The following is a 12,970-nucleotide window of genomic DNA, read 5'->3' as shown; positions in this document are numbered from 1 at the left end:
CACCGGTAGGCTTGGGGCTCGTGACTGCACGCGTTTTGATCAAGGACCTGGCCGCTCTTCCCGACGGCCCCGTGAGCGTCGCCGGATGGGTCGAGACCGTCCGCGACCAGAAGAAGGTGCAGTTCGTCGTTCTGCGCGACGAGTCGGGAGCCGTCCAGCTGGTCAACCCGCGGACCGTCGGCGACGACGGCGCGGTGATCGCGGACGAGCCTGCCACCACCATCTCCGGCCTCTCGCAGGGCAGCTTCGTTCGAGCCACCGGGGAGCTGAAGCACGACGAGCGCGTCAAGCTCGGCGGTATCGAGATCAAGCTGACCTCCCTCGAGGTGGAGACGGCCGCCATCCCTGAGACGCCGATCGCCGCCGATAGCGGCATCGACAAGCGCATGGACTGGCGTTTCCTCGATCTGCGCGACCCGCGCCACAACCTCATCTTCCGCGTGCAGACCACGTTCGAGCACGCACTCCGCCAGTACTGGGTGGAGAACGGATTCGTCGAGATCCACACCCCCAAGCTGATGGCCTCGGCTTCCGAGTCGCGCGCCGAGCTGTTCGAGCTGCCGTACTTCGAGACCACGGCTTATCTGGCTCAGAGCCCTCAGATCTTCAAGCAGATGGCACAGGCGGCCGGATTCGGACGCGTCTTCGAGATCGGGCCGGCGTTCCGCGCCGACCCCAGCTTCACCAGCCGGCACGCCACCGAGTTCACGAGCGTCGACACGGAGATCAGCTGGATCGACAGCCACGAAGACGTCATGAAGGTGCACGAAGACCTCCTGGTCGCCGGTTTCACCGCCGTCAAGGAGAAGCATGGTGAGGAGATCGAGCGTCTCTTCGGCGTCGAGGTCACCGTCCCGTCGACGCCGTTCCCGCGCATCCCGCTCGCTGAGGCGAAGCGCATCGTCGCCGAGCGCGGCTACGAGGTGCAGCGCGAGGACGACGACATGGACCCGGAGGGCGAGCGCCAGATCTCCTCGTACGTCAAGGAGACCTACGGACACGAGTTCGTCTTCCTGACGGACTACGCCGCGAGCATCCGCCCGTACTATCACATGCGTCATCCGGAGGACCCGTCGATCACGCGCAGCTACGACCTGATCTTCAACGGCGTCGAGATCTCGACCGGAGCTCAGCGCGAGCACCGCGTCGACATCCTCGAGAAGCAGGCCGTCGAGAAGGGCCTCTCGGTCGAGGAGCTCGAGGACGTCCTGGCGTTCTTCCGGTACGGCATCCCGCCGCACGGCGGTTTCGGGATGGGCCTGGCACGCGTGCTGATGCTCATGCTGCACCTCTCGAACCTGCGCGAGACGACCTACCTCTTCCGTGGGCCGACCCGCCTGACGCCGTAGCGCCGGAGCCGGCGGTGGGCAGAGCCGTCCAGCTGTCGCCCGCCACCAGGACGTGGCCCAGGAAACGAAGGCCGAGCGTCGCGGCGGATTGGTCGAGTCGCCGGGTGAGCATGAGGTCTGCGACGGAGGCGTCGAGCACGCCGGACGGATGGTTGTGCGCGACCGCGAATGATCGACCGCCGCGCGTGAGGACCGCCTGAAGCACGTCCGCAGGTTGGACACTGGTCTCATCCACACCGCCGTCCTGTAGGAGCACCAGCTCGAGCGGACGCGACGCACGATCGGCGACGACCACCACGAAGCGCTCCGAGTCGCGGTGGAGGAGTTCGGGGCGGACGACGTCGGCGACCGCCTTGTGGTCGGTGAGCCTGGTCCAGGCAGATGACGCTCCGGCCCGGCGCCAGATCTCGATGATCGCGACAAGCCGGCCGGCCGTAGCCGGGCCGACACCCGGCAAGCGTTCGAGCCGGGCGAAGTCCATCGTCGCCAGTCCCGGGAATCCGCCGGTCCTGCGGAGCACGGATCGAGCAAGCGCCAGAACGCTGCGTCCTGTCTGTCCGGACCCCAGCACCAGGGCGAGCACCTCGTCGTCGGTGAGGGACCCGACGCCCAGTCGCCGCATCCGCTCACGGGGGCGGTCGTGGTTCGGGATGTTCGCAAGAGCCACTTCCTCTTCTTCGTCGGCCATGAGTCGACGCTACGAAGACGGCCCGCGAACCGGACGCGACGCCGGGAATCTGTGGAGAAGTGCGAGTCCTCTCAGCCTGTGGACGGTTCCTGTCACGCGAGCCCCGCGGGCGCTCAGTGAATTCAAGGGAACCCCCTCCGTAGACTGGAGCGGTGGTAGCGAGCCAGGTTCACCTCGTCCGTCATGGCGAGGTGTTCAATCCCGACGGCATCCTGTACGGCAGGCTGCCGGGATTCGGCCTCTCCAAACTCGGCCACCGCATGGCCCAGGCCGCGGCCGACGACCTGCGCGAGCGGTCCCGTCCGATCAGCGCACTCCGCGTCTCGCCGCTCCAGCGCACCCGGGAGTCCGCGGCTCCCGTGGCTGCAGCCTTCGGCCTCGATCCGATCATCGACGAGCGGATCATCGAGCCGACCAACCGCTTCGAGGGAACGCGCATGAAGCGCGCGGTCCGCAACCCCAAGTACTGGCCCTATCTCGTCAACCCGCTTCGCCCGAGCTGGGGCGAGGCCTACACGAGCATCGAGCGTCGGATGCTCGCCGCCATTCACGACGCCTTCGATTCGGTCGAGTCGGGCGACGTCGTCCTGGTCAGCCACCAGCTGCCGATCTGGGTCGCTCACCTCTCCGTCGCCGGCGAGCGCTACCCGCACGATCCGCGCAAGCGCCGCTGCGCCTTGTCGAGCATCACGACGTTCGAACGGGTGACCGCCGAGTCGCCGAGCACGACCGCGACATCCGCAGCCGGCGCCGAAACCACGACCGAGAACCCCATCCACCCGGGCCGGACCCCCGAAGCGCAGCGTCTCGTCGAGGTCGGCTACGTCGAACCCGCCGCAAGCCTCCAGGCCGCCGCCACCGATGTGGGGGCGGTGTGAGCACCGTGTCCCGTCTCCGCTCGCGCGTCCTGCTGCCCGCCGCCGCCCTCGCTGCGGCGACCGCGCTCGCGCTCTCCGGCTGCACAGCTAACGACAGCCTCGCGAACCAGTACCGCTCCGGCAACGGCCAGAACTACATCGCGGGGGATGGCACGGTCAGCGAGTTCGCTGCCGGCAACCGCGGTGACGCGGTCTCCTTCACGGGCAAACTGCAGGACGGCAGCACGGTGTCCTCGGCCGACTACGCGGGCAAGGTCCTCGTCGTGAACTTCTGGTACGCCGGCTGCCCGCCGTGCCGGGTCGAGGCCCCCGATCTCGAATCGCTGAGCAACAAGTACAAGGCGCAGGGCGTCGGCTTCCTCGGCGTCAACCTGTACGACTCGGCGCAGACCGCGGAGAGCTTCGAGAAGGAGAAGGGCGTCACGTACCCGTCCGTGCTCGACCGCGACACCGGCTCCGTCCTCCTCGCGTTCAGCAAGACCGTCCCGCCGAAGGCCACGCCGACGACGCTGGTCGTCGACAAGAAGGGTCGCGTCGCCGCGCGCATCCTCGGAGCGATCCCCGACAAGAGCATCCTCGACTCGCTCATCTCCGACGCCGTGGCCGAGAACTGACGTGGGCGACGTCGGTCAGATCGTCTTCAGCGGTCAGCTTCTGCTGGCGCTGCCGATCGCCCTCCTCGCGGGGCTGGTCTCGTTCGCGTCCCCGTGCGTCCTCCCGTTGGTCCCGGGATATCTGGCCTATGTCGGCGGGATGAGCGATCCAGGAGCGAAGCGCGACCGGTCCCGCGTGCTGACCGGTGTTGCGCTGTTCGTCCTGGGGTTCGCCATCGTGTTCGTCGCCTACGGAGCGGCGTTCGGTGCGCTCGGTTACTGGCTGGTGCGCTGGCAGGATGTGGTCGTCCGCGTGCTTGGAGCCCTCGTCATCGTCATGGGGCTGGTGTTCATCGGCCAGTTCTCCTTCCTGCAGCGGACCATCAAGCCGTCGTGGCGTCCGGCGACCGGGCTGATCGGCGCCCCGCTTCTCGGAATCGTTTTCGGACTGGGATGGACGCCGTGCATCGGACCGACGCTCGCCGCCATCAGCGCATTGAGCGTCGGAAGCGGTTCGCCGTGGCGAGGCGCTCTGCTCGGGCTGTTCTACTGCATCGGCCTCGGCATCCCGTTCCTCCTCGTGGCCCTCGGCTTCGACTGGGTGGCGGGATCCGTCGCGTTCATCAAGCGGCACATCCGTGTCATCAACATCATCGGCGGCGTCCTGCTCGTGGCCATCGGGGTCCTGATGGTCACCGGTCTCTGGAGCGAGCTCATGTCCCAGTTCTTGGCGGTGATCCAAGGTTTTGAGCCGGCCCTCTGATCACATCGACGCGCCTCCCCAGCGGGAGGACTCGGAGGTCGTCCAGCCGAAGCTGGGACCGATCGGGTGGATCCGTTGGTTCTGGCGGCAGCTCACCAGCATGCGCACGGCGTTGTTCCTGCTGCTCCTGCTGGCGATCGCGGCCGTGCCCGGGTCCCTCGTCCCGCAGCGGAGCTCCGACCCCAACGGCGTCACCAAGTACTTCAGCGAGAACCCGTCTCTCGCTCCCGTGCTCGACAAGCTGCAGTTCTTCGACGTCTACACGTCCGTGTGGTTCTCGGCGATCTACCTGCTGCTGTTCGCCTCCCTGATCGGCTGCATCATCCCGCGCACGCGCCACCACTTCGAGGCGATGCGCGCGAAGCCGCCGCGGACGCCGGTGCGCCTGACACGTATGTCCGGCTTCCAGGCGCGCATCCTGCCTGCGGCGCTCCGTCCGGATGCGCCGGATCCGGTCCTCACCGCACGCGATGTGCTGAAGGCGAATCGCTACCGGGTCGCCCTGTATCAGGACGCGCGGTCGACGTCGGTCTCGGCGGAGCGCGGCTATCTGCGCGAGACCGGCAACCTGGTCTTCCACATCGCCCTGCTCGGTGTTCTGCTGGCGATCGGCGTGGGCGGCGGCTTCGGCTACACCGGCCAGAAGATCGTGGTCGAGGGACAGAGCTTCGTGAACAGCCTGCCGTCGTACAACTCGTTCAACCCGGGCCGGTTCTTCAACGACGCGTCGCTGGTCCCGTTCTCGATCGCCGTCGACAAGCTGGATGTGGCGTACGAGACCAAGAACCGGGATGCGATCGGCACGCCGCTCGACTACACCGCGCATGTGAAGACGACCGGACCCGGGGATGCGTCCTCCGACACCACGATCAAGGTGAACGAGCCGCTCGCGATCGGCGGGACGAACGTATACCTCCTGGGCAACGGATACGCACCGACGATCACGGTGAAGGACCCGGCGGGCAAGGTGGTGTTCAACGACTCGGTCCCGTTCATCCCGCAGGCGGACCCCAACCTGACGTCGCTCGGTTTCGTGAAGGTGCCGGACGGCTTGAAGCAGCAGGTGGGGATGATCGGGTTCTTCTACCCGACCGTCACGGAGAGTTCGACCGGCGGAGGCGCGTTGGCGTCGAAGTTCCCCGGTCTGAACGATCCCGTCTTGAGCCTGAACGTCTACGCGGGCGATCTCGGCGTCGACGACGGCGTCCCGCAGTCCGTCTACAGCCTCAACACCGACACTCTCGAGCAGCTCGCCGGCCCGCCGACCAAGACGAAGGCCCTACAGCTGAAGCCGGGACAGACGGTGGAGCTGCCGAACGGGCTCGGCACGATCTCCCTCGACGGCGTCAAGCGGTTCGCGACCCTGGAGGTGCACCACGATCCGGCCCAGATCTGGGTGCTGGTGTTCGCGATCCTCATCCTCGCCGGGCTGCTCACGTCGCTGTTCGTACCCCGGCGTCGGCTCTGGGTGAAGGCGGTGGAGAACCCGGACGGTTCCCTGACGCTCGAGTACGCCGGGCTCGCCCGCGGCGAGGACCCCAACCTCCTGGCAGCCGTGACCGCGGTCGCCGATCAGCACTCCCGAGCCCTGGCCGGCTCCCCGAAGACTTAGGCTTGCATTGTGATCGAGACACTCGCTCAGCTGTCGACCGTGTTCTTGTACGCGGCGATGGGACTCTACGCGGCGGCGTTCATTGCCTTCGCGCTCGATCTCGCGCGCCGTGGGGCACGAGCGACAGCGGTCGAGGCCGCCGTTGTTCCGAGCGCGGTGGCGCGCCGAGCTGAGGTGGCCGCCCCGGTGGGGGCCCCCACGACGACCGTGATCGGTGGCGGCGGCGGAGCGAGCGATGCGCCGCCGGAGCCGTCCTCCGCTCTCGGCCGTCTGTCGTCGCGGATCAGCAGCCGGGTCGAGGACGACCTGGTGAACGGGTCGGCGAACTCGGTCTCGATGAGGTGGGCGTTCGCGCTCACGATCATCGGCTTCGCGTTCCACCTGGTCGCGGTCGTGCTGAGAGGCATCGCCGCCGCTCGCGTGCCGTGGGCCAACATGTGGGAGTTCTCGATGACGGGGACACTCGTCATCATCGGAGTGTTCCTGGTGGCCAACCTCAAGTGGCAGATCAAGTACGTCGGAACGTTCGTGCTCGGGTTGGTGCTGGTGCTGCAGGGGATCGCATTGCTGCGGTACTACGTACCCGTCGTCCCGTTGCAGCCGGCGCTCCAGTCGTACTGGCTCGTCATCCACATCATCGTGGCCGTCTTGGGTACGGCGTTCTTCGCGCTCGGGTTCGCGCTGTCGGGGTTGCAGCTGCTGCAGTACCGCCGGGAACGGCAAGTCGCCGAGTCGCGCCCGCAGCAGTTCCGCTTCCTGGCCACTCTTCCGAGCTCGGTCGCTCTCGAGAACCTGGCGTACCGGATCAACATCGTCGGCTTCATCGCCTGGACCTTCACGCTCATCGCCGGTGCCATCTGGGCCGAGAAGGCGTGGGGTCGGTACTGGGGTTGGGACACCAAGGAAGTGTGGACGTTCATCATCTGGGTGATTTACGCCGGCTACATCCACGCGCGCGCAACTCGTGGATGGCGCGGCTCGCGGTCCGCATGGCTCGCGATCATCGGCTTCGCGGCCGTGCTCTTCAACTTCGGGATCGTGAACGTGTTCTTCCACGGACTGCACGCGTACTCGGGGCTGTGAGCCCGAAGATCCCGCCGCACGGACAGAACCCCCTCGGAGCTTCGGCTTCGAGGGGGTTCTCCCGTTTCGGGCCTTGATAGAGACGCGGCCGGGCAGATCCGCGGAATTCCGGGGATGTCAAGCGCGACACGCCCGGGCTGCGGGCGGAATTTGCACCTCTACGGAGGCCTGCGTAAAGTACTTACTTGTCACCCCAAAGGTGCGGGAGAGCGGAAGAGCTCCCCGGCCTCAAGCGGGACCAAATCCTTAGCCTAGCGGCAAACCTGAACTTGAATTAGTTCGGTTGCTGCGCTTAGGATTAACACCCACTCACTGAGCAGGTCTAACGGTTCGGATCGTGTGATCGGTTGTGCCCACCACATATCGGGCCAACGAGGAACACGAAACGCCGACTTGACAAACTGACTGAGAGTGGTAAGGTAGAGAAGTTGCCTCGCAGAGAAAGCCGACAGGCTGGAAGGCGAGAGCGTCCGATCCTTGAGAACTCAACAGCGTGCACAATGTCAAATGCCAAACAACCTCGGCATTGACTGTCTAGACCTAGTCTAGTGGTCGATGCGAGATTCCTTTGGATTAGAAACAGAATGTCAGTAGATATTCGAAACTAGTCAAGACAAACTCGCAGTGCGCGGACATATTTCCTGTCCAAGCCTGCACTATGTTTCCCGGTCGCTTGCGATCGTGGAGCTAAACATTTTACGGAGAGTTTGATCCTGGCTCAGGACGAACGCTGGCGGCGTGCTTAACACATGCAAGTCGAACGATGAACCCGGAGCTTGCTCTGGGGAATTAGTGGCGAACGGGTGAGTAACACGTGAGTAACCTGCCCTTGACTCTGGGATAACCTCCGGAAACGGAAGCTAATACCGGATATGACGTACGGAGGCATCTCCTGTACGTGGAAAGAATTTCGGTCAAGGATGGACTCGCGGCCTATCAGGTAGTTGGTGAGGTAACGGCCCACCAAGCCTACGACGGGTAGCCGGCCTGAGAGGGTGACCGGCCACACTGGGACTGAGACACGGCCCAGACTCCTACGGGAGGCAGCAGTGGGGAATATTGCACAATGGGCGCAAGCCTGATGCAGCAACGCCGCGTGAGGGATGACGGCCTTCGGGTTGTAAACCTCTTTTAGTAGGGAAGAAGCGAAAGTGACGGTACCTGCAGAAAAAGCACCGGCTAACTACGTGCCAGCAGCCGCGGTAATACGTAGGGTGCGAGCGTTGTCCGGAATTATTGGGCGTAAAGAGCTCGTAGGCGGTCTGTCGCGTCTGCTGTGAAAACCCGAGGCTCAACCTCGGGCCTGCAGTGGGTACGGGCAGACTAGAGTGCGGTAGGGGAGAATGGAATTCCTGGTGTAGCGGTGGAATGCGCAGATATCAGGAGGAACACCGATGGCGAAGGCAGTTCTCTGGGCCGTAACTGACGCTGAGGAGCGAAAGCGTGGGGAGCGAACAGGATTAGATACCCTGGTAGTCCACGCCGTAAACGTTGGGCGCTAGATGTGGGGACCATTCCACGGTTTCCGTGTCGCAGCTAACGCATTAAGCGCCCCGCCTGGGGAGTACGGCCGCAAGGCTAAAACTCAAAGGAATTGACGGGGGCCCGCACAAGCGGCGGAGCATGCGGATTAATTCGATGCAACGCGAAGAACCTTACCAAGGCTTGACATATACGAGAACGGGCCAGAAATGGTCAACTCTTTGGACACTCGTAAACAGGTGGTGCATGGTTGTCGTCAGCTCGTGTCGTGAGATGTTGGGTTAAGTCCCGCAACGAGCGCAACCCTCGTTCTATGTTGCCAGCACGTAATGGTGGGAACTCATAGGAGACTGCCGGGGTCAACTCGGAGGAAGGTGGGGATGACGTCAAATCATCATGCCCCTTATGTCTTGGGCTTCACGCATGCTACAATGGCCGGTACAAAGGGCTGCAATACCGTAAGGTGGAGCGAATCCCAAAAAGCCGGTCTCAGTTCGGATTGAGGTCTGCAACTCGACCTCATGAAGTCGGAGTCGCTAGTAATCGCAGATCAGCAACGCTGCGGTGAATACGTTCCCGGGCCTTGTACACACCGCCCGTCAAGTCATGAAAGTCGGTAACACCCGAAGCCGGTGGCCCAACCCTTGTGGAGGGAGCCGTCGAAGGTGGGATCGGTGATTAGGACTAAGTCGTAACAAGGTAGCCGTACCGGAAGGTGCGGCTGGATCACCTCCTTTCTAAGGAGCAACTGGCACCCTCGGGTGTCCAGGCGCCGGATCTGAGCGAACGTCTCAGCCGGTTAGCTCATGGGTGGAACATTGACATTGGTGCGGAGCCGATCGGCTCGAACTCAGTACATCCTTCGGGATAGGAACGGTTCGGACTGCGAAGCTTCGCACATGCACGCTGTTGGGTCCTGAGGGACCGGACCTCATCGGAAAAGATGAGAACCGAATCCTCTGGACCTTTTCTTGTCGGTCATAACTCGGCCGGCGGAGAAGGTACCGCCCGTACTTTGAGAACTACACAGTGGACGCGAGCATCTTAGATTCGAACCTTCGGGTTCGGATCACAAAGATGATCTGATTTATTAGATCATTGGTCAATCTGCTCATCTTCGGATGAGTCGATCGATTCTAAAACTCATGTGATTTCAAGTTTCTAAGAGCAAACGGTGGATGCCTTGGCATCTGGAGCCGAAGAAGGACGTAGCAATCTGCGATAAGCCTCGGGGAGTTGATAAGCGAACTTTGATCCGAGGATTTCCGAATGGGGAAACCCCGCTGGGCCCTTTGGGTGACCCAGTGACTCCCGCCTGAATATATAGGGCGGGTAGAGGGAACGTGGGGAAGTGAAACATCTCAGTACCCACAGGAAGAGAAAGCAAAAGCGATTCCGTTAGTAGTGGCGAGCGAACCCGGAAGAGGCTAAACCGATCATGTGTGATAGCCGGCAGGCGTTGCATGGTCGGGGTTGCGGGACTTTTCAGCAGCTTCTGCCGAACTGCAAGCGTTACAAAGGATCATAGGCGAATGGTATTGAAAGGCCAGTCATAGAGGGTGCCAACCCCGTAGCCGAAATGGTCCAATGGCGCGAAGAGTATCCCAAGTAGCACGGGGCCCGAGAAATCCCGTGTGAATCTGTCAGGACCACCTGATAAGCCTAAATACTCCCAGATGACCGATAGCGGACAAGTACCGTGAGGGAAAGGTGAAAAGTACCCCGGGAGGGGAGTGAAATAGTACCTGAAACCGTTTGCTTACAAACCGTTGGAGCCTCCTTGTAGGGGTGACAGCGTGCCTTTTGAAGAATGAGCCTGCGAGTTAGCGATATGTGGCGAGGTTAACCCGTGAGGGGTAGCCGTAGCGAAAGCGAGTCTGAATAGGGCGATTCAGTCGCATGTCCTAGACCCGAAGCGAAGTGATCTATCCATGGCCAGGTTGAAGCGACGGTAAGACGTCGTGGAGGACCGAACCCACTTAGGTTGAAAACTGAGGGGATGAGCTGTGGATAGGGGTGAAAGGCCAATCAAACTTCGTGATAGCTGGTTCTCTCCGAAATGCATTTAGGTGCAGCGTTGCGTGTTTCTTGCCGGAGGTAGAGCTACTGGATGGCCGATGGGCCCCAAAAGGTTACTGACGTCAGCCAAACTCCGAATGCCGGTAAGTGAGAGCGCAGCAGTGAGACGGTGGGGGATAAGCTTCATCGTCGAGAGGGAAACAACCCAGACCACCAACTAAGGTCCCTAAGCGCGTGCTAAGTGGGAAAGGATGTGGAGTTGCACAGACAACCAGGAGGTTGGCTTAGAAGCAGCCACCCTTGAAAGAGTGCGTAATAGCTCACTGGTCAAGTGATTCCGCGCCGACAATGTAACGGGGCTCAAGCACGCCACCGAAGTTGTGGCATTGACATTATTGGTAGGCCTTCGTGGTCCAGCCGTGTTGATGGGTAGGAGAGCGTCGTGTGGCGAGTGAAGCGGCGGTGTAAACCAGCCGTGGACGCCACACGAGTGAGAATGCAGGCATGAGTAGCGAAAGACGGGTGAGAAACCCGTCCTCCGAAAGACCAAGGGTTCCAGGGCCAGGCTAATCCGCCCTGGGTAAGTCGGGACCTAAGGCGAGGCCGACAGGCGTAGTCGATGGACAACGGGTTGATATTCCCGTACCGGCGAAGAACCGCCCAAGCTAATCCAGTGGTGCTAAGAGTCCTAATCCTGGACACGGATCCCTTCGGGGTGAAGGTCCGGGCCTAACGCTCGACCCCATGCTGGTGCGGCTAGCGTATTAACAGGTGTGACGCAGGAAGGTAGCCCAGCCGGGCGATGGTTGTCCCGGTGTAAGTGTGTAAGCCGAGGGATAGGCAAATCCGTCTCTCATATAGGCCCAGGCACGATGCGTAGTCTTCATTGACGAAATGGGTGATCCTATGCTGCCAAGAAAAGCATCGACGCGAGGTTCCAGCCGCCCGTACCCCAAACCGACTCAGGTGGTCAGGTAGAGAATACCAAGGAGATCGAGAGAATCGTGGTTAAGGAACTCGGCAAAATGCCCCCGTAACTTCGGGAGAAGGGGGGCCTGAGGCGTGAAGGGATTTACTCCTGGAGCGTTTGAAGGCCGCAGAGACCAGTGGGAAGCGACTGTTTACTAAAAACACAGGTCCGTGCCAAGTCGCAAGACGATGTATACGGACTGACGCCTGCCCGGTGCTGGAAGGTTAAGAGGAAGGGTTAGCTTCGGCGAAGCTCAGAATTTAAGCCCCAGTAAACGGCGGTGGTAACTATAACCATCCTAAGGTAGCGAAATTCCTTGTCGGGTAAGTTCCGACCTGCACGAATGGCGTAACGACTTCCCAGCTGTCTCAACCGCGAACTCGGCGAAATTGCACTACGAGTAAAGATGCTCGTTACGCGCAGCAGGACGGAAAGACCCCGTGACCTTTACTACAGCTTGGTATTGGTGTTCGGTGTGGCTTGTGTAGGATAGGTGGGAGACTTTGAAGCCGGCACGCCAGTGTCGGTGGAGTCAATGTTGAAATACCACTCTGGTCACTCTGGATATCTAACTTAGAACCGTAATCCGGTTCAGGGACAGTGCCTGGTGGGTAGTTTAACTGGGGCGGTTGCCTCCCAAAAAGTAACGGAGGCGCCCAAAGGTTCCCTCAACCTGGTTGGCAATCAGGTGTCGAGTGTAAGTGCACAAGGGAGCTTGACTGTGAGACTGACAAGTCGAGCAGGGACGAAAGTCGGGACTAGTGATCCGGCAGTGGCTTGTGGAAGCGCTGTCGCTCAACGGATAAAAGGTACCTCGGGGATAACAGGCTGATCTTGCCCAAGAGTCCATATCGACGGCATGGTTTGGCACCTCGATGTCGGCTCGTCGCATCCTGGGGCTGGAGTAGGTCCCAAGGGTTGGGCTGTTCGCCCATTAAAGCGGTACGCGAGCTGGGTTTAGAACGTCGTGAGACAGTTCGGTCCCTATCCGCTGCGCGCGTAGGAAATTTGAGAGGATCTGACCCTAGTACGAGAGGACCGGGTTGGACGAACCTCTGGTGTGCCAGTTGTTCTGCCAAGAGCACCGCTGGTTAGCTACGTTCGGGATGGATAACCGCTGAAAGCATCTAAGCGGGAAGCCGGCCTCAAGATGAGATTTCCATGCCTTCGGGCGAGAGGCTCCCAGCTAGACTACTGGGTTGATAGGCCGGATGTGGAAGTGGGGACTAAAGACCCATGGAGCTGACCGGTACTAATAAGCCGATAACTTGATAATCACCACTCTCATAAACGTTGTAAGGCAGCTATGAGGGGCCAAGATTGTTCGCGTCCACTATGTGGTTCTCGATGTACGGTCGAGAACTGGTTCAAGCTAAAGCTTGATCGTTCACTTTGATACATCAATAGTGTTTCGGCGGCCATAGCGAGAGGGAAACGCCCGGTTACATTCCGAACCCGGAAGCTAAGACTCTCTGCGCCGATGGTACTGCAGGGGGGACCCTGTGGGAGAGTAGGACACCGCCGGACTTCTTT

The 12,970-nt window shown here is 61.6% G+C and carries 7 protein-coding genes and 3 rRNA genes; 9 read left to right on the top strand and 1 reads right to left on the bottom strand.

The genetic code is table 11. The features are described from left to right. Positions 1–20: 20 nt before the first annotated feature. Positions 21–1,349 carry an aspartate--tRNA(Asn) ligase gene (aspS, locus tag BLR91_RS17195; RefSeq protein WP_197674301.1) on the top strand — a complete coding sequence of 443 codons (1,329 nt, stop codon included), beginning with the start codon at positions 21–23 and terminating at the stop codon, positions 1,347–1,349. Here the strand turns inward: aspS and BLR91_RS17190 are convergent. Continuing rightward, positions 1,279–2,037, bottom strand: a complete 759-nt coding sequence (locus BLR91_RS17190; RefSeq protein ID WP_051087265.1) for a JAB domain-containing protein — start codon at positions 2,035–2,037, stop codon at positions 1,279–1,281. The genes aspS and BLR91_RS17190 overlap by 71 nt on opposite strands. A 152-nt stretch (positions 2,038–2,189) precedes the next feature. Here BLR91_RS17190 and BLR91_RS17185 point away from each other — a divergent pair, with 152 nt between their 5' ends. The 8 genes from BLR91_RS17185 to rrf all read left to right on the top strand — a co-directional run bounded on the left by BLR91_RS17185 (position 2,190) and on the right by rrf (position 12,964). Further along, the gene (locus BLR91_RS17185; protein WP_089879715.1) at positions 2,190–2,915 is read left to right on the top strand and encodes a histidine phosphatase family protein; all 726 of its coding nucleotides are present in this window, start codon (positions 2,190–2,192) and stop codon (positions 2,913–2,915) included. Further along, positions 2,912–3,529 (top strand): TlpA disulfide reductase family protein, encoded by a 618-nt coding sequence (locus tag BLR91_RS17180; RefSeq protein WP_020076058.1) that lies wholly within the window; start codon positions 2,912–2,914, stop codon positions 3,527–3,529. The genes BLR91_RS17185 and BLR91_RS17180 overlap by 4 nt, the downstream gene beginning before the upstream one ends. A gap of 1 nt (position 3,530) precedes the next feature. Further along, on the top strand, positions 3,531–4,271 hold the full coding sequence (locus BLR91_RS17175) for a cytochrome c biogenesis CcdA family protein (RefSeq protein ID WP_020076057.1): 741 nt from the start codon (positions 3,531–3,533) through the stop codon (positions 4,269–4,271). After that, complete coding sequence (gene resB, locus BLR91_RS17170) at positions 4,255–5,883, top strand: cytochrome c biogenesis protein ResB (protein ID WP_089879718.1); 1,629 nt, start codon at positions 4,255–4,257, stop codon at positions 5,881–5,883. Before BLR91_RS17175 ends, resB begins: the two co-directional genes overlap by 17 nt. Before the next feature lie 9 nt (positions 5,884–5,892). Next, entirely contained in the window at positions 5,893–6,966 is a 1,074-nt protein-coding gene (gene ccsB / locus BLR91_RS17165; RefSeq protein WP_172823229.1) for a c-type cytochrome biogenesis protein CcsB, read from the top strand. A gap of 695 nt (positions 6,967–7,661) precedes the next feature. Continuing rightward, a 16S ribosomal RNA gene (locus BLR91_RS17160) occupies positions 7,662–9,185 on the top strand. A 414-nt stretch (positions 9,186–9,599) separates the two neighbouring features. Beyond that, positions 9,600–12,713: ribosomal RNA gene (locus BLR91_RS17155) — 23S ribosomal RNA — on the top strand. A 134-nt stretch (positions 12,714–12,847) separates the two neighbouring features. Further along, positions 12,848–12,964 (top strand): 5S ribosomal RNA (rrf, locus tag BLR91_RS17150). Together the 16S, 23S and 5S rRNA genes form the textbook arrangement of a ribosomal RNA operon. The last annotated feature ends 6 nt before the right edge of the window (positions 12,965–12,970 follow it).

It is taken from the genome of Leifsonia sp. 466MF, from assembly GCF_900100265.1.
In the GTDB taxonomy this organism is placed as follows: domain Bacteria; phylum Actinomycetota; class Actinomycetes; order Actinomycetales; family Microbacteriaceae; genus Leifsonia.
Note: the sequence above shows the minus strand (reverse complement) of the source record. Positions and strands in the feature narration are given on the sequence as shown.